At 31.6% G+C, this 17,155-nt stretch carries 19 protein-coding genes and 1 pseudogene; 17 read left to right on the top strand and 3 right to left on the bottom strand.

Annotated elements, in window-relative coordinates:
* The first annotated feature begins 270 nt into the window (after positions 1–270).
* The 12 genes and pseudogenes from BHF71_RS07890 (at position 271) to BHF71_RS07940 (ending at position 9,899) form a co-directional block, all read left to right on the top strand.
* Complete coding sequence (locus BHF71_RS07890) at positions 271–807, top strand: methylated-DNA--[protein]-cysteine S-methyltransferase (protein WP_069657127.1); 537 nt, start codon at positions 271–273, stop codon at positions 805–807.
* 124 nt (positions 808–931) lie between these two features.
* Positions 932–1,441 carry an amidase domain-containing protein gene (locus tag BHF71_RS07895; RefSeq protein WP_069657128.1) on the top strand — a complete coding sequence of 170 codons (510 nt, stop codon included), beginning with the start codon at positions 932–934 and terminating at the stop codon, positions 1,439–1,441.
* Positions 1,442–1,539: 98 nt separating this feature from the next.
* Positions 1,540–2,004 (top strand): tRNA (uridine(34)/cytosine(34)/5-carboxymethylaminomethyluridine(34)-2'-O)-methyltransferase TrmL, encoded by a 465-nt coding sequence (gene trmL / locus BHF71_RS07900; protein WP_069657129.1) that lies wholly within the window; start codon positions 1,540–1,542, stop codon positions 2,002–2,004.
* 14 nt (positions 2,005–2,018) lie between these two features.
* Positions 2,019–2,858 carry an MTAP family purine nucleoside phosphorylase gene (locus BHF71_RS07905; protein WP_069657130.1) on the top strand — a complete coding sequence of 280 codons (840 nt, stop codon included), beginning with the start codon at positions 2,019–2,021 and terminating at the stop codon, positions 2,856–2,858.
* 22 nt (positions 2,859–2,880) lie between these two features.
* Entirely contained in the window at positions 2,881–3,366 is a 486-nt protein-coding gene (locus BHF71_RS07910) for a metallophosphoesterase family protein (RefSeq protein ID WP_069657131.1), read from the top strand.
* Between the two features lie 292 nt (positions 3,367–3,658).
* Positions 3,659–5,554 (top strand): PrkA family serine protein kinase, encoded by a 1,896-nt coding sequence (locus BHF71_RS07915; protein WP_069657132.1) that lies wholly within the window; start codon positions 3,659–3,661, stop codon positions 5,552–5,554.
* A 15-nt stretch (positions 5,555–5,569) separates the two neighbouring features.
* Positions 5,570–6,724, top strand: a complete 1,155-nt coding sequence (gene yhbH / locus BHF71_RS07920) for a sporulation protein YhbH (RefSeq protein WP_069657133.1) — start codon at positions 5,570–5,572, stop codon at positions 6,722–6,724.
* Between the two features lie 16 nt (positions 6,725–6,740).
* A pseudogene (locus tag BHF71_RS07925) lies at positions 6,741–7,520 on the top strand (SpoVR family protein); the annotation flags it as partial.
* A gap of 145 nt (positions 7,521–7,665) precedes the next feature.
* On the top strand, positions 7,666–8,028 hold the full coding sequence (locus tag BHF71_RS11880) for a hypothetical protein (protein WP_069657135.1): 363 nt from the start codon (positions 7,666–7,668) through the stop codon (positions 8,026–8,028).
* Positions 8,029–8,501: 473 nt separating this feature from the next.
* Positions 8,502–9,287: a hypothetical protein gene (locus tag BHF71_RS07935; protein WP_069657136.1), complete on the top strand. Its 786-nt coding sequence runs from the start codon at positions 8,502–8,504 to the stop codon at positions 9,285–9,287.
* A 19-nt stretch (positions 9,288–9,306) separates the two neighbouring features.
* Positions 9,307–9,447 carry a hypothetical protein gene (locus BHF71_RS12120; protein WP_176717333.1) on the top strand — a complete coding sequence of 47 codons (141 nt, stop codon included), beginning with the start codon at positions 9,307–9,309 and terminating at the stop codon, positions 9,445–9,447.
* Positions 9,448–9,506: 59 nt separating this feature from the next.
* Entirely contained in the window at positions 9,507–9,899 is a 393-nt protein-coding gene (locus BHF71_RS07940) for a hypothetical protein (RefSeq protein ID WP_069657137.1), read from the top strand.
* Between the two features lie 421 nt (positions 9,900–10,320).
* Here BHF71_RS07940 and istB read toward each other — a convergent pair whose 3' ends face one another.
* Both istB and istA read right to left on the bottom strand, forming a co-directional pair.
* Complete coding sequence (gene istB, locus BHF71_RS07945; protein ID WP_069657138.1) at positions 10,321–11,100, bottom strand: IS21-like element helper ATPase IstB; 780 nt, start codon at positions 11,098–11,100, stop codon at positions 10,321–10,323.
* Positions 11,084–12,682: an IS21 family transposase gene (gene istA / locus BHF71_RS07950; protein ID WP_342668091.1), complete on the bottom strand. Its 1,599-nt coding sequence runs from the start codon at positions 12,680–12,682 to the stop codon at positions 11,084–11,086. The genes istB and istA overlap by 17 nt, the downstream gene beginning before the upstream one ends.
* A 197-nt stretch (positions 12,683–12,879) precedes the next feature.
* On the opposite strand from istA, the gene BHF71_RS07955 reads away from it, so the two are divergent.
* On the top strand, positions 12,880–13,260 hold the full coding sequence (locus tag BHF71_RS07955) for a restriction endonuclease (RefSeq protein ID WP_069657139.1): 381 nt from the start codon (positions 12,880–12,882) through the stop codon (positions 13,258–13,260).
* Between the two features lie 71 nt (positions 13,261–13,331).
* On the opposite strand, the gene BHF71_RS07960 is transcribed toward BHF71_RS07955, so the two are convergent.
* Positions 13,332–13,673, bottom strand: a complete 342-nt coding sequence (locus BHF71_RS07960) for an RNHCP domain-containing protein (RefSeq protein ID WP_069657140.1) — start codon at positions 13,671–13,673, stop codon at positions 13,332–13,334.
* 502 nt (positions 13,674–14,175) lie between these two features.
* Here BHF71_RS07960 and BHF71_RS07965 point away from each other — a divergent pair.
* The 4 genes from BHF71_RS07965 (at position 14,176) to BHF71_RS07980 (ending at position 16,926) form a co-directional block, all read left to right on the top strand.
* A complete protein-coding gene (locus tag BHF71_RS07965) occupies positions 14,176–14,715 on the top strand; it encodes an alpha/beta hydrolase (protein WP_069657141.1) in 540 nt (179 codons plus the stop codon).
* A gap of 134 nt (positions 14,716–14,849) precedes the next feature.
* A complete protein-coding gene (locus BHF71_RS07970; RefSeq protein ID WP_069657142.1) occupies positions 14,850–15,383 on the top strand; it encodes a GNAT family N-acetyltransferase in 534 nt (177 codons plus the stop codon).
* A 186-nt stretch (positions 15,384–15,569) separates the two neighbouring features.
* On the top strand, positions 15,570–16,349 hold the full coding sequence (locus tag BHF71_RS07975; protein WP_069657143.1) for a hypothetical protein: 780 nt from the start codon (positions 15,570–15,572) through the stop codon (positions 16,347–16,349).
* A gap of 127 nt (positions 16,350–16,476) precedes the next feature.
* A complete protein-coding gene (locus tag BHF71_RS07980; protein WP_069657144.1) occupies positions 16,477–16,926 on the top strand; it encodes a hypothetical protein in 450 nt (149 codons plus the stop codon).
* Positions 16,927–17,155 lie beyond the last annotated feature (229 nt).

Raw genomic sequence — 17,155 nt, forward strand, 5'->3', positions numbered from 1 at the left:
CGAAGAGAATTCTTACCAAGCAATGCCCCCATCAAATAAACAATGATTTTATTTTGAACCTCAATGTATAGTAGCAACAAAGAAATAACTTTAGACATCAAGTTTGCCGCCTCCTTTGTTTGAGTAATTTTTTGAATGGTCAACTAAAAATTACCCTTAAATTGAGGGGGTGGCAATACCTTAATATAAATTTTTCAATAACAACAAGGTTTTTGACACAATAATCTATAAAACTTTTGACAATACGACGGACCTCTTGGGAGGGATACTATGAAAGAATCGTCAAGAGTAGTTTATTACACTGAGATGGATTCTAAAATTGGACCATTAACTATTGCTGCCACAAATAAAGGCGTTTGTTGGATCGATTTTGGGAAAATAGAAGATACATTATACTATTTACAAAGATGGGCAAAAAGATGGATAAATACTGAACAAGTAGTATTTGCTCAAAATGAATTAGATGATGTAAAAAGGCAATTACATGAGTATTTTAATCGTGATAGAAAAGAGTTTGATTTAGACGTAGATTTGTATGGTACTCCTTTTCAAAAGTTAGTTTGGGAGAGCTTGTTAATGATACCTTATGGAGAGGTAAGAACATATAAAGATATAGCTATACAGATTAATTCTCCTCAATCTGTTAGGGCTATTGGAGGGGCTAATCACAATAACCCAGTACCGATTATTGTCCCTTGTCATCGTGTAATTGGATCTAATGGGAATCTAGTCGGGTATGGTGGTGGAATAGAAATTAAAAAGATTTTACTTGAGTTAGAAGGGTATAAACTAGGAGAAAACAATTAGTATTAAATAGTTTTGAGGGTGACACCTAGGACATTAAAATTTCCTTTTAGGGTCTACCCTCATCTTTTTTTATACATAACCTTTCTAAGGCAAAATAGAATTATTGTGAAAGGGGGAGAGGAAGATGGGGGCTTATGATCGAGAAAAGGTGGTTTATTATGCCGATAAATGGTGGAATAGTTATAATCCTCGTTTTCGTCATTTTGAAGATGATTGTACTAATTATGTTTCACAATGTCTTTTTGCTGGTGGGGCTCCAATGACATATGCTGCAAATAGGTCTGGATGGTGGTATAAAGGAAATGGCAGTAAATCGGATAGTTGGAGTTTTAGTTGGACTGTTGCCCATAATTTACGTTGGTTTTTAGAAGTCAATAAAAGAGGCCTAACCGCAACAGTCGTATCTTCAGCAGGCCAACTGACTATAGGTGATGTAATCTGCTATGACTTTGATGGAGATGGAAAGTGGCAACATAATACGATTGTAACGGCAATTGATTCATCAGGAATGCCTCTAGTAAATGCCCATTCAATTAATTCAAAGAAAAGATATTGGTCGTATCAAGATTCAAGTGCTTGGACTCCCAATATACAGTATAAGTTTTTTCACATCTCGGATTCTTTTAAATTTTGATTTTTAACCTGTTATTTGGCTTATTATAGAAGCCTATTTTTTTTTGTTGTATAATGTAAATTATTGATAATAATGAACAGCTATTAGAGGTGAGAAAAGTGGCATTAAATATCGTCTTACACGAACCCGAAATACCCGCGAACACTGGTAATATTGCAAGAACATGTGCGGCCACTGGGACAAGATTACATTTAATTAGACCTTTAGGATTTTCTACTGATGACAAAATGTTAAAAAGAGCAGGATTAGATTATTGGCATGCTGTTGAAATAAAATATTATGACTCTATTCAGGAATTATATGACACGTATCCAAATGGGCGCTTTTTTTATGCGACCACAAAAACTGATCGTTTATATACCGATGTGACTTATCAAGATGAGGATTTTATTGTCTTTGGTAAAGAAACTGCTGGTATACCGATTGAAATATTAAATAAGAATTGGGAACAAACTATTACTATTCCGATGGGAGATGCAGTGAGATCACTAAATCTATCTAATTCAGCCGCTATAGTTCTTTATGAAGCTCTCAGGCAATTAGAATTCAAAATACTGAGTTAAGGGGAGAGGAATAAATGAAAAAAATTCCACATGTAAATTATGCGATTATTGGTGGGTCCAGTACATTTTCTATTAACTTTCCAGAAGATCTAAAAAGAGATGATGTGAAAGTTTTAGAAAGAGACATAGAATTTGAAACCCCTTTTGGTAACAGTCCAAAATTTAAGCTAATCCAAGTAGGGGATAAGCAAGTTTTGACAGTGAAAATGCATGGTTGGAGACCAAAAGAAGGCATTAAAAGAGGAAGAGCCTCGCAACAATTATTTTGGGTGCTTAAGGAAGCTGGAGTAAAGAAAATATTTGCAGAGGGTGGAGTTGGCAGTATTAATCGATTATTGGAATTACGCGACCTAGTGATAGTCGATGATTATATAGATCACTCTATGAGACAAGACGTCGGTTTAGGTGGACCATACCTTCTAACTATGAGAGACCCAATTTGTCCAACTCAGTCTGCGGCATTAACCAAGATTGCTAAAAAATATGTGGAACCATTGGGAAGACACGTTTTTAATAGAGGAGTCTATGTTAATACAGATGGAAGACATTTTGAGTCACGTGCTGAAGTTCAAATGTTTAGAACTTGGTTTGCAGATGTCGTAGGACAAAGTATCACACCAGAAGTGTATTTAGCTAGGGAAATCGGGGCATGCTATGCTGGAATTTATATGGTAGTAAATTATGCCGAAGGAATTATTAAAGATTGGGAACATAAAGATTTAAGTGATATTTTCTATAAAGAATCATATACTATCGGGAACATATTATTAGATGCGATGTATGAAATTGACGAACACCAAGATGAATGTCACTGTCTCGATTTAAGAAAAGATACACTACTTAAAGAAAAATAATATAGGTGAACGGTGAAGAGTTATGAAAATTACAGTTATTTCTGATACCCACATGCCTAGAAAAGCAAAAACTTTACCTACAAGAGTGATAAAATCTATTGAACGAACTGACGCCCTAATTCATGCAGGTGATTTTACTTCACCAAACTTATTATATTACTTAGAAGCATTAACTCATGTAGAAGCAGTTGCTGGTAATAACGATGGGTATGAGATTATTTTACATTTAGGAACTAAGAAAATAGTAGAGATGAACGGTTATCGTATTGGAATAATTCATGGAGAGGGTATTCATAGTACAACCATTCAAAGAGTAAAACAAGCATTTGCCAATGATAGGGTAGATATTGTGATTTTTGGTCATAGTCATCAAGCTTATAATAAGTGGGAAGATGGTGTGCTGTATTTTAACCCCGGGTCTCCAACAGATAAACGAAGAAGTCCAAAATATTCTTACGGAGAAATTACTTTAGGAGATAAAATTAAGGCAGAAATATTTTATTTTTAACAAAGAAAGAGGGTGACCTAGAAGGAATTTAAATTTCTTCTAGGTCACCTTTTCTATATGCTTTATTTATACATAATTACTTAGGTCGTCTCATTATATTAAATTCAAAAAAATGTATAAATATAATTTTTCAATGTTTTATTATTTTTAAAAATCAAGTGAAACAAATTAAATAAATAGCATAGATTAGAATAAACAAGTCAATATAGCTTTATTATTATGTATAGGATTAATTATCTATATAAACAGTATTAAAAACTTCAATGCTTCTATAATAGGAAGGAGGCACTCCATGGATATATTAGGCAAAATTGCTGAATATCGTGAGAGGGAAGAGAAGTTGGCGTGGGAAGGTACTTTTGTTGATTATTTACAAATAGTAAAAGAACGTCCTCAAGTAGCCCAAACAGCTCATTCAAGAGTTTATAACATGATAATTAGTGAAGGAAAAAAAGAGGTTGATGGTAATATTCAATACGAATTTTTTAGTAATGAATTATTTGGTTTAGATCGAGCGATTGAGCGTTTAGTTGAGGAATATTTTCATTCAGCAGCCAAAAGGTTGGATGTCAGAAAGAGGATTTTATTATTGATGGGCCCCGTAAGTGGTGGAAAATCTACAATAGTAACGATGTTAAAAAGAGGACTAGAAAAATATACAAGAACAGACGGAGGAGCTTTATATGGAATCAAAGGATGCCCAATGCATGAAGATCCACTCCACTTGATTCCTCACGATTTACGCCCAGAATTTGAAAAAGAATTTGCGGTGAAAGTTGAAGGGAATCTTTGCCCGGTTTGCCAGTTAAATTTAGAAACTGAATATAACGGAAATATTAAAGATGTTAAAGTCGAAAGGGTTTTATTTTCGGAGGATAAAAGGATAGGAATTGGAACTTTCTCTCCTTCTGATCCAAAATCACAAGATATTGCTGATTTAACAGGTAGTATCGATTTCTCTACTATTGCAGAGTACGGTTCAGAATCTGACCCGAGGGCGTATCGCTTTGATGGTGAATTAAATAAGGCGAATCGTGGTCTAATGGAATTCCAAGAGATGCTTAAAGCTGATGAAAAATTTTTATGGAATTTATTGTCCTTAACACAAGAGGGTAATTTTAAGGCTGGAAGATTCGCTCTAATCAGTGCTGATGAGCTGATTATAGCCCACACCAATGAGGCAGAGTATAAATCATTTATAAACAATCCGAAAAATGAAGCGTTACAATCAAGGATAATAGTTATGCCAATTCCATATAACCTTAAGGTTTCCGAAGAAGAAAAAATTTATCAAAAATTGATCAATGAAAGTGATATTAAGAATGTACACATTGCTCCACACGCATTACAAACTGCCGCTATTTTTACCATATTGACACGTTTAAAAGAATCCAAAAAACAAGGTATGGATATATTGAAGAAGTTAAGACTTTATAATGGTCAAGATGTTGAAGGTTTTAATGAAATAGATTTGGAAGAATTACACAATGAACATCCAGATGAAGGAATGTCTGGGATTGATCCAAGATATGTAATCAACCGCATCTCTAGTGCATTAATTAAAAATGACAGAAAATGTATTAACGCCCTAGATCTTTTAAGAAACCTAAAAGAGGGATTGGACCAGCATCCATCGATAACTAAAGAAGAACGGGAAAAGTATTTAAATTATATCTCAGTAGCGAGAAAAGAATATGACGAAATGGCTAAAACAGAGGTCCAAAAGGCTTTTGTATATTCCTTTGAAGAGTCAGCAAAGACCCTGATGGACAATTATCTAGATAACGTTGAAGCTTATTGTAATGGTACTAAGATTAAGGATCCTATAACTGATGAAGAATTAAATCCTGATGAAAGATTAATGAGATCCATTGAAGAGCAGATTGGTGTTTCTGAAAATGCTAAAAAATCATTCCGTGAGGAAATTTTAATAAGAATTTCAGCTTACGCAAGAAAGGGTAAAAAATTTGATTATAAGAGTCATAATCGTTTAAGGGAAGCGATTCAGAAAAAACTTTTTGCTGATCTAAAAGATGTTGTTAAGATTACCACGTCAGTGAAAACTCCTGATGAAGTCCAATTAAAAAAGATAAATCAAGTTAGTGAAAGATTGATTGAGGAGCATGGATATTGTTCAATTTGTGCTAATGAATTGTTAAAGTATGTAGGAAGTCTATTAAATCGATAGAAAGGAGGATTTTATATGGATGAACCTCTTTTCATCGTTTCTAAGGAGGATTGGTCGCTTCACCGCAAAGGTCATGAAGATCAAATGCGCCACCAGGAGAAGGTGCGTGAAGCAATAAAGAAAAATCTCGCTGATTTAATGAGCGAGGAAAGTATTATCTTATCAAATGGAAAAAATATCGTTAAAATTCCCATCAGATCCCTTGATGAATATCGTTTTAGATATAACTATCATAAGCAAAAATTAGGAGGTCAAGGAAAAGGAGATTCAAAGGTAGGAGATGTGATAGGAAGAGATTCAAGAGGGCAACCTGGTAGTGGTAAGGGGCAAGGTGCCGGTGATCAACCGGGTCAAGATATATATGAAGCTGAGGTAACAGTTGAAGAAATAGAAGAAATGTTATTTGCTGATTTAGAATTACCTAATTTGAAAAATAAACCGAATCAAGAAATGGTCACAAAGGATATCCGATTTAATGATATTCGTAAAAAAGGGTTATTAGGAAATATCGATAAGAAAAGAACTATTTTAGAAAATATAAAAAGGAATAGTTTAAATGGGAAACCGGGTATATATCAAATTTCAATAGATGATTTGCGCTTTAAGACATGGGAAGAAATCATTATCCCCCATTCACAAGCAGTAGTAATTGCTATGATGGATACTAGTGGTTCGATGGGGATTTTTGAGAAGTATATTGCTAGAACATTCTTTTTTTGGATGGTTCGTTTCCTAAGAACGAAGTATGAACACGTTGAAATAGTTTTTATAGCTCATCATACTGAGGCAAAAGAAGTAACCGAAGAAGAATTTTTCACAAGAGGAGAAAGTGGAGGTACGATTTGTTCATCAGCATATCGAAAAGCAATTGAAATAATAGATAAGAGATATTCACCAGATAAATATAATATTTATCCCTTTCATTTCTCTGATGGAGACAATCTCACATCAGATAATGAACGTAGTGTACACTATGTGATGGAATTGATGAAGAGATCAAATATGTTTGGTTATGGTGAAATAAACCAATATAACAGGCAAAGTACCTTAATGACTGTATATAAGAGAATAAAAGATGAAAAATTTCAGTATGCAATATTACGTGATAAATCACATGTATATCAAGCACTAAAAACGTTTTTTTCTAATAAAGAGACTTCTACAGGTTAGGAGGTCTTCTTACATTATGGATGATATAAAAAGCTTGAAAAAAGCTATTGCTGAAATAACGGATATCGCCATTGGTTTTGGATTGGACCCTTATCCATTAAGATATGAGATTTGTCCACCAAATATTATTTATACTTTTGGGGCTTATGGAATGCCAACCAGATTTTCCCATTGGTCTTTTGGCAAAGCATTTCAAAGGATGAAGTTACAATATGATTTGGGTTTAAGTAAAATTTATGAGTTAGTTATTAACAATAATCCAAGTTATGCTTTTTTATTAGAAGGAAATAGTTTAACTCAAAATAAATTAATTGTTGCCCACGTCTTAGCACATACAGATTTTTTCAAAAATAACGCTCGCTTTGCTAATACCTCAAAAGATATGGTAGAAAGTATGGCAAGAACAGCTGAACGTATAAGAAATTATGAGTTAAAGTTTGGAAAAAAAGAAGTTGAAGAATTTATTGATGCAGTACTGGCCATACAAGAGCATATTGATCCAAGTCTATTTAACATAAGAGACAACAAAAACTCCGAAAAATCAGATTCAAATAAAAAGATTAAATCAGACTATGATGATCTTTGGATTATAGATCAAACTAATGAAACGTCGATAGTAAAAAAAGAGGAGAAGAAATTCCCTCCATCTCCTGAAAAGGATCTTGTACTTTTTATAGAAGAATATAGCAAAGTATTAGAAGATTGGCAAAGAGATATTATGACAATGTTACGGGAAGAAATGTTATATTTTTGGCCACAAATTGAAACGAAGATCATGAACGAAGGTTGGGCTTCAGAAAGAAGGTTTTGAGAAATTTGAGATTAAAATATTAGAGAAAAAAGGATCAAGGTATCGGTTTAAGAAGGGTGTCCCCATAATATATCTTAATAAGAAAGATGCATCAGAGGATTTTAATTCAATTCTAGTTGCAGCCCATGAAGTGGGGCACGCTATAGATTTTAAAATTTCAAAAATGGTGATGTATTTTAGTTATTTGCTAATCTTTTTTTTCATAGCAGCAGCTATTTTTGATAAATTAATAATACCATTTGTCTTGTTTTCTTTAATCGGTGCAAAAATATATATAAAAAGTGAATTAAATGCAGAATATTACAAAAGGATATTAATAAAACGACATATAGTTGATGTATTTAGATTTTACAATGATAACAGAGATGTTTCTACGCTACTTAAAAAGATTGAGAAGAAAGATAAAGAAACAACATACAAAATATATGAAAATGGTATTTTATTCTATTTTATTGGTCCTATAATGGTTATAGTAATAGGCATATTATATTAGTATGTTTATAAAGAAACAAATACATACTGAAGACTAACCTCATGCTAAATTACCTAGTATGAGGTTATTTTTGTCAAAAATGTTTAAAATCTTAGATGAAATAAAAAATTGAGAGTGATTCGAAGGTCACTTCCATGGTCAATTCGCTAACTTTTTCAAATTCATGGCAAAAAAAACTAGTAGTGCCCGCATCGAGAATTTTTCAAACTTCCTAATGTAGTTCAACGTAAAAATTGGTTAAAATTATCTAGGAATTTCAGATATTGTAGTAAGAATGAGTGAAAAAGTATCTATTTTCCATATAAAAAAAGTAAAATCATCAATAACGATAAACAACGTGTCATAATGCTCCGACAATTTTCATATATTGTAGTAAGATTGGAATTTATAATGTTCTAAATTGTAGTGAAAATGGAGTTAGTAGCAATTTAACAATTATTTAAAATGGGAATTAAAGTGCTGAGGTGAGGAATTTGAAAAACAATGTAACAATTAAATTTAGGAGAAAGGGGTTTTTATCAAGAGATGAATTAAATGAAAATAATGTAGTTGTTTATGAATCAACTAGTTTGATAAGTTCAATGAGTTATGCTGGACCTTCTTCTATAATAGAAAAATCAAAAAGTATTAGTGATACCTTTAAAAAGAAGCTAAAAAAAATTAACGGTTATTTTAGTCTAGGAACAACAGATGGTGAGTATAGGAATGTTCATGTGTATTCAAAAAAAGCAAGATATTTAGATGGGATTAACCGTATTTGCTATATCAGTCAGAACAGTAAAGATGAATTATTAGTTAGTGAATATCGTGGTAGCAGAACATCAAAATATTCTGGTCTATATAGGGAATTGGAAAAAAGATTAAATGAGAGGGGGTTTGAGAACGCTGGGGGAAAATACATTATTACGGTAAATAATATTGAAGAATTTGTAGAGATTGTTAATAATTTAATTTTTGAGCATGTTGAGAATCAATTGCAACTTGTACCAGTCAATGAAATAGATTCACTGATTATAGAAGGTAAAAAATATTATTATTATAAAGCATATTGGGTGAAGAGTATGGATGATATGAATGGAGGAATAAATGCTGAAATAGATAAAATAGGTGATATAGATAATTTTATTAAGACTTTAGCCAATTATATAGTGAATACTCAAGATATTAATGAGCTAGATAAACTTAATGAAAAATTTTCAGATTTAAAAAAAATAATTGAAAACAGAATTGAGAATTTAAAGCAAGTTGATTTAATTTGATTTGAAGGGAGAGATCTTAATGGAAAAACCTATAAAACTAAATAAATGGTTAGAAAATGTACTCAACACATATAATCTAGATGATAATATTAAACAAACTGAAAAATGGGGAATACTACATGATTTATTAACTATTTGGATTCAGAAGGATTCTATATGAATGATAATCGTCTCGGAAATACAACAAATGAAAAGATTTAATGTTTGGAGGGGATTTTTGTGAAAAATAATAAAATTACATCAGGAGTAAAAATTTGGGAACTAAGGCTTGTTTTATCTAAACCTAAAGTTAATTCATGGAAAGAAGCTGGTGCAGTTTTGGGATTTTCAGATTTTAATAATTTTAGAAGTTCTTTTGAAGAAGCAATTTACGAATTCAATAGTGTTAAAAAACCTAAATATTCTAGAAGTATTCAAACTAAAAAATTTAATCAAGATGAGAACTATATCATTTTGGAATATGAAGTAACTGGGGGTCAATCTAAAAGTAGTATTTCTAGAACAATAGGGCATTTTTCTAAAATTTTGTATCACGGTTATGGTTGGAAAAACATATCTGACGATGGTAAAGAAAATAGATTGTTTGATATATCAGAAATTCGACCTATATAGAAGTAGTCAATATACTACTACAATGTTGGAAAAATTGCGATTAAATTGTTTATAGATAGGTACCATTGAAGTATTATCATTACGAACTGTTCTTGGTATACTTGAAGCAAATGGTAATATGTTTATTTTGTTAAAGACTGGTCGTAAGTGTTTCTTTTCGAGGGTTCGGCTGGTCTTTTTTTGTAGTATTGTGGATCTTACCATTACTATTTCAATCAAGCAACTCTAAACTTTATTTGTTCCACTTTTTAGTGCTTTCACCAACTTTTAAACTTGGATATCTTTCCATTAACCAGTCATATATTTGAGCTTATGAAAGATCAGGATACTTTTTTAACTTAGAATAGAATTAAATCCTTATATGAATCTCATTTTTCTCGAGAGGTGTAACCGTCAAGTAAAATTGAACACTTTTTGCTCATTAATTTTGAACACTTTCTTGTCCAAAAATGGTAATCCTGTGTCTCATTCTGTAGCTATCACCGTTTAGATGAATCACCTCAGCTCTATGGACGATTCGATCTAAAATAGCCGTTGTAATAGCTGGATCACCCAATAATTCACCCCATTCATTAGGACTTTTATTTGATGTTAGAATGATGGATGCGTTATTGTATAGGTCATTGATTAAATGAAAAAATAGATTTGCTTCATTTTGATCCATTGCCATAAACATTAGATCGTCAATGATGACTAAATTAGCATTTCTTATTCGTTTCATTCTTGCTTGGGATTTACGAGTAATTTCTTCTGTTTTTAATAGATTAATAAGTTCGCCCATTGAGACAAAAGAAACTTTGTATCCTTTATTAAGTGCTTCTATTCCTAATCCTGTTGCCAGATGTGTTTTACCAACACCTGGCGGACCGAGTAAGATAAGATTAAATAACTGATCAATCCATGTAAACTCTCTTAGCTGGTTTAATTGTTTTTTGCTTAATGATTGCTGCTCTTTAAGATTAAATGTTTCTAGTGTTTTGTTAAAAGGAAAGGTTGCCCATTTAAATCGTTTTTCAAATTGTTTTTCAAATTGTTTTTCTTCTCTACGTCTTTGTTCATAATTCATCAAATTATTCAGAAACTTGCGGTAAGTCCAGTCCTTCGATTCTGCTTCTTGAATAATATTGGGTAAATGGTTTGCAACTTCTACTAATCGTAAAGAACGTAGTTGGTGTTGAAGTTGTTCAATAGATTGGCTCATACGGATCCTCCTTCCAATATGGACACATATTCAGTAACATCACGAATTTCTGGTTTTGCACATATAACAGATCCCACATTGTAAAGCGGCTTAATCTTTGGTTTAAATGACTGTTGGTGTTCACTTGTCGTTGTCGTTTGACGTAAGAAACGACATCGCTAAATTCGGTTGCACTAAATAATTTTCTTTTCATACTTTCATGTAAGGCTTGATCCAATGTTTTTGAATCTATATCTTTTATGGCTTTAGATATGATTTGGAGTTGGTCCCTTATATAACGAGGGTACGCTTTACGTATTTCTTGTAAGAAAGTATAAGCCAAATCTACATCTTCGAAATGTTTTGCAATAGTATTTATATAAGCATCAACTCCTTTTGAACGATCTCGTGTATGTTGAGTAGCTTGAATTAATTGACCTTTTCCGTGATGAATTTGATGATCTGCAATGATTGGACCATCTATACTTTCTCGAAGAATTAAACGCTCATCATCCGTTATTGTCATATAAACTTTTTTGCCTTTTTCATACGTTCCTAAAGGAACAGAATAACGATTAGATGAGTACATAATAGTATTGTCCTTACGAACAGTTCTTGGTATACTTGAAACAAGTGGTAATATGTTTATTTTGCTGAGGACTGGTCGTAAATGTTTCTTTTCGAGGGAGAACACTTCGACTGGTCTTTTTTTCGTTGTATTGTGGACCTTACCATTACCAGTTCGTTCAAGCCACTTTAGACTTTGTTCGTTCCACTTTTCAAGGTTATAGAATATTCGATGCTTTGCAAAGTTTTTCTTAATAAAGCCAACGACATTTTCTATTTTGCCTTTACTCTCTGGATCAGCCCTACGACAAAGATGAACATGTAAACCCCTTTGTTCTCGATATGACTGAAATTCCGCTGTATAGATAATGTCACCTGCATTCTCACTAACAACAAGCAGAGAATCTTGATCATAAACCAATTCGTGAGGAATGCCTTCAAAGTATTCAAATGCATTTTCATGAGCTCTAATGACATCCCTTGTTGTAAAATGTCTATCTAACCATTCCATGTATTTGTGACGGGAGTGGGAAAGTACAAAGGCGATGAAGTACAATTTAATTTCATTTCCTTCACTTGTTTTTTGAATGGTTTGTCCAAAATCTACTTGTGCTTGCTGTCCCATTGGTGGATCTGGAATCGCTTGATATGTACGCTTTGTTTCAGTTTTAAGAATCTGGTATTCGTCTCTTAATACTCGAACATAACTGCGTACAGTGCTTTCACCAACTTTTAAGCCTGGATACCCTTCCATTAACCAGTCATATATTTGAGCTGCTGAAAGGTCAGGATGCTCTTTTAACCAGGATAGAATTAAATCCTTATATGAATCTAGTTTCTTTTTTCTTTCCCGAGTGGATGCAATCCATATTGATATTTCATCAAAGTCCTTATCTAAATATTTATAAACGGTTGTTCTTGAAATCCCTAGCTTCTTTGCTATTTTTCTGATTTTAAAACCTTTTTTTGTGTAGCTGTTGAATATCCATATACACTTGCCACTTATCCACCTTTCATCTCCTCCACCATACGCTATTTATTTATGAATCTAGCATAAATGATGGATGATATTTGGTAAATAAGTGTTCAATCTTATCTAGCGGAAACTGTCTACTTTAGTCTAGCAGTTACAAGAGGATGAAAATCTATATCGATTCAGCATAATTACACCTCCGAGCACATATTAAACCAATCCATGAGGGATAATATGGAAAAAATAGGAGGTGTTTTTTTATGGCTAGAAGGCGATATAGAAAATCTGTTATTAAAGGTGAAATAACTATTTATATCTTCCTATATGCAGTTGCTTTAGGTTTTTATTTAATATATCAGTTCTTAGCTTTGATTGAGCATTTTATAGCCAATGCAACAATATTACATTGGACTATTTCAATTCTAATTACTTTTTTAATAATATTTCTTATAAAAGAAAAAAGGAAATATGATGCTGTAAGGAAAGAAAGGGAAAGGAAAAAAAGGATTCAGAGAGCTTCGAATATGGAGAAATTAAAGCAAATGAATCCAACTGATTTCGAGCATTATATTGCTGATTTATTTCGATTAAAAGGTTATGAAGCTATTGTGATAAAACGTACTGGAGATGGAGGAAAATAGGGCGCTTCACTTAACACAATATTCACACTGAGTTTATCAATCGGGAGCTATTTATCATTTTTAACGGCTCATTAAGATATTCTTCCATTCAATGTTTTATTTTTCATTAAGTATAATATTAAATCATAATCATCAGGTTGATTATAATCGTCCAGTGCAAGTTTATTAACTTTCTTTTCACCACAGATAGTACATTTATGTATAACTTTTAACACTCCATTTTTTTGGATGAAATCATGGGGAGACATAAGACCATGGCAGTTGTTCATTCTATCACCTGGATAGTTATCTAAATGTTTAGAATAAAAACAGAATGGACAGTGGTTCCGATAACTTCCATTTGATAATGGGGCAACTAATTTTCCACAATTCTCGCAAATAAACGATTCATTAATAGCAGTAAATTTCTTCATTTTTTCCTCCCTAGTGATAACCAAGAGTTCCCTCAATTCTTATTTTCTTTCGATTAAGTAGTGTACTTTTAATCCAATAAAATATTTGTGATAACCAATTGATATTATAAGAGTTAGACCCTTACTTAATTAGTTCGGCTCTTAACATTTCCATATATTTAAAGTATTTCTATAAATCAGATATTCATCCATGTTTTTATTATATATAAATAATCAGAAAATTCAATCTTTTATCGTGAGATAAATACAAAAATTAAAATATTTAACAGTAACAAGAGGGAAATGCCCACCTCTTGTTGAATTATAGGTCCAAACATACTTTAAAGGATGGTAAGAAAATAAAAATGCTGTATTTGTGAAAGTATCTTTTTTGAGTATGTTGTTCTATATTATAGGTGCTTTTCTATTAGTGAATCTTGCTCAGGAAAGCAAATTTAAAGGGTTAAAAGATAATAATAAAAATCGGGAAGATTATAAATGCTATTTCGGAGATAAATAATTTATGCCATCTGTTAAAAGATTAGATATTGTTGGTTATAACAATGAAAAGGTGCCAAATACGTATATCGATTTTAGTAGCGATCAACTGGCTATATTACTTCCAGGTTTTGCTTATACAAATGATTCACCAATTTTATATTACACAGCAAGTCATTTAATGCTAAAGCTTTCTAAACAAAAATATAAAAGAATAATTTTAGTAGGAAAATCAATTGGAACTTTAGCGCTTGGAGAAATATTAATCTCTATAAAGGATTTAATAGAAGCAGAGGTTATATGGTTAACTCCTTTATTGAACTATGAGGAATTAGCTGAAAAAATATTAAGAATTAATAATCGTTCATTACTAATATTGGGCACCGAAGACCCAGCATATAAAAGCGGTAACTTGAAAAAAATTCTAGAAAAAAAGAATGTTGGATCATTAATAATTGAAGGAGCAAACCATAGTTTAGAAATCGGTAATAACATATTTGAATCTATAAACGTGTCTCAAAAAATTCTTTCAAAAATCGTAGATTTTGTTGATGAATTTAAGTAAATAGATATCAGGAGATGGCAAAATAAGGTGGCAATCGCATAAGTTCCATCTAACAATCTTTTTTTCAGGCTTTATACTTTTTTGTTGCATAACTTTGTACTTCTTTTTCTATTAGATTTTTAGGGGGGGGTTAATTGATAGAAGAGGAATTTTATAAATTATTCAAAGGTAAAAAAGTATATATTCGTCGTCCTAAATATGATGGGATTAGTTATATTAATAAATTATGGTCTGATGAGGAAACAACAAGTGAATTAGGAGGACCATTTTCATTAACTGAGGAAAAAGCAAAGACTTGGTATCCAAAGATGGTTAATCCTACCGATGGAAAAAATTTTTACTGTTTAATATTCAATTATAATAATGAACCAGTGGGTGAGGTAAGTTTTCACCGTTATAATTCTAAAACAAAGACTGCTGAATTAAACATAAAAATAGAAGGTAAACATAGGGGGAATGGTTATTCCAAAGAAGCCTTACAATTAATATTAAATTATTTTTTCTTTGAATTTGGTGGGGAAATAATGATTGATCCAGTATTATTAGAAAATAAAAGAGGTCAACAATTATTATTAAATTTTGGATTTGAGCGCGATGAATCGGAAAAAGATATATTTCTACTGAGGATGTCAAAAGAAAGATTTATAAAACTTATAAATGGCATTTAACTCCATATAGCAAAATGTTCACACTTCTGGCTAATACCTTTGGTTATTAGTACATGCCTATAATCTCGAGGATTTCGTAAATAACTCGACTTCATGAGAAATATTCAATTATTATGTCGACCTTCGTATACAATTAAATCTTGAATTATCCAAAAGCACATGGGATAAAATGGGGAGATAACGAATATGAAATATGCATTTTCAGTAACTAATATAGACAATATGAGTGAAATGGAACGTGAGGGATTAAAGTTATTACAACTTATAAAAAATTATTCCGCTTCCTTAAATAATTTAATGGAAATCAAGTTTCCAAAGGGGATAGTTTTTCATGATTTTGAATCTGCTACTCAAGTTTTTTCATCAATTCCTCTACCTGCATATACTTCTAGGGAACTAATACACATTACACCTCTACCAAAAGTGTGGAGGGAAATCTTCTTGTCTGTAACTAATGATAAGAATACAAGTGAAGCTCAAAAATATTTTAAGAAATTAGATATTATAGATGTTGCGACCATCGCTGCTCATGAATTAACTCATCATTCTGAGATCTTTCATGATGATTTTGACAAAATAGATGAAGATAATAAGTGGTTTGAAGAAGGTATGTGTTTTTACCTGCCAAGGAAAATTATGATGTCTGAGAATAAATTCGAAAAAATTATGAGCGTTGAGAATGAATTAATTAAACTGTACAATAGTAAATTTGGTAATTATGTACTTAGTGAATTTGGAAAGTCTGCGTCTAAAAATAATTATGCAAGTATACTGTATGATTATTGGAGAAGTACGAATGTAGTTCGAAGATTGGTAGAAATATTTTTTAATGGAGACGTAAAAAGGTTATTAGAGTTTTATAAATCCTGGATAAATATTAAAAATACCCAATCATTACATAGATTCATTGTAAAAAATCTAAACATACCACAGAGTGAGGCAAAGAAAATGTGGTTATTGGACTAATACTTCAATTTTAATATGATTGCTTAAACAATAAACCGACACTATAAAAGTAATAAACTGAATATTACGAAAAATATTGCAAGTAACTAATCGTTATACGACATATCGCAAGAAAAGGAGCGAAAATATGAAAAAGATTATTTTATTAAATGCTGAACATAGCATAGCGGTTTCACCTTCAATTCAAAATGGTTTAACGAATTTTAATCCTTATCTAGACCTATCCGAGATTCAATTTTACTTAAATGATAAGTATTATTCCTTTGATGGGATTAAGGAAAAATACATCACGACAATTTTAGGTTCTTCAGAAAATAGAGCATTTGTTATTTTATATCCAGAAGTCGAGGTGGATGAAAAGAAAAATAATATTAAATGGATTCCTATTCAAGAGATAAATTCCATTAACTTAAATAATTTAAATGGAGAAATATTTGATAAATATATCCAAGATGTTTTGCAAGGTTTCGAACCTTCTAATCATGATTTTAAAGTTTGGAGTTTTGGTGATAACAAAAGACTAGCTAACAAATTGCTAGAATTAGTTATTGGAAAGAAAAGCTTCCTCGCTAAATAATATTGGATTAAAAAAAATCTAATAGACCATACTGGTAATAATCTATGAAAATAATACTGGAGGTATGGTCAATGTTACACACTCAAGAAGATTTAGATATGTTTCAAGAAGCATTAGATATAAAGGATCCATGGTTTGTTAGTTATAAAGAATTTAATAAAGAACAAGAACAACTTCATATTTATTTAAATTTTAAACGAGGAGCTAAGTTTACTTGCCCTCATTGTGG

This window comes from Vulcanibacillus modesticaldus, assembly GCF_001730235.1.
Classification (GTDB): Bacteria; Bacillota; Bacilli; order Tepidibacillales; family Tepidibacillaceae; genus Vulcanibacillus; species Vulcanibacillus modesticaldus.

Coding starts and splice junctions, on each gene's coding strand:
- BHF71_RS07895 (WP_069657128.1), top strand. CDS start 932: ATGGGGGCTTATGATCGAGAAAAGGTGGTTTATTATGCCGATAAATGG.
- BHF71_RS07955 (WP_069657139.1), top strand. CDS start 12,880: ATGGCTAGAAGGCGATATAGAAAATCTGTTATTAAAGGTGAAATAACT.
- BHF71_RS07975 (WP_069657143.1), top strand. CDS start 15,570: ATGAAATATGCATTTTCAGTAACTAATATAGACAATATGAGTGAAATG.
- BHF71_RS07960 (WP_069657140.1), bottom strand. CDS start 13,673: ATGAAGAAATTTACTGCTATTAATGAATCGTTTATTTGCGAGAATTGT.
- yhbH (WP_069657133.1), top strand. CDS start 5,570: ATGGATGAACCTCTTTTCATCGTTTCTAAGGAGGATTGGTCGCTTCAC.
- BHF71_RS12120 (WP_176717333.1), top strand. CDS start 9,307: ATGGAAAAACCTATAAAACTAAATAAATGGTTAGAAAATGTACTCAAC.
- BHF71_RS07965 (WP_069657141.1), top strand. CDS start 14,176: ATGCCATCTGTTAAAAGATTAGATATTGTTGGTTATAACAATGAAAAG.
- BHF71_RS07980 (WP_069657144.1), top strand. CDS start 16,477: ATGAAAAAGATTATTTTATTAAATGCTGAACATAGCATAGCGGTTTCA.
- istB (WP_069657138.1), bottom strand. CDS start 11,100: ATGAGCCAATCTATTGAACAACTTCAACACCAACTACGTTCTTTACGA.
- BHF71_RS07905 (WP_069657130.1), top strand. CDS start 2,019: ATGAAAAAAATTCCACATGTAAATTATGCGATTATTGGTGGGTCCAGT.
- BHF71_RS07910 (WP_069657131.1), top strand. CDS start 2,881: ATGAAAATTACAGTTATTTCTGATACCCACATGCCTAGAAAAGCAAAA.
- BHF71_RS07915 (WP_069657132.1), top strand. CDS start 3,659: ATGGATATATTAGGCAAAATTGCTGAATATCGTGAGAGGGAAGAGAAG.
- BHF71_RS07890 (WP_069657127.1), top strand. CDS start 271: ATGAAAGAATCGTCAAGAGTAGTTTATTACACTGAGATGGATTCTAAA.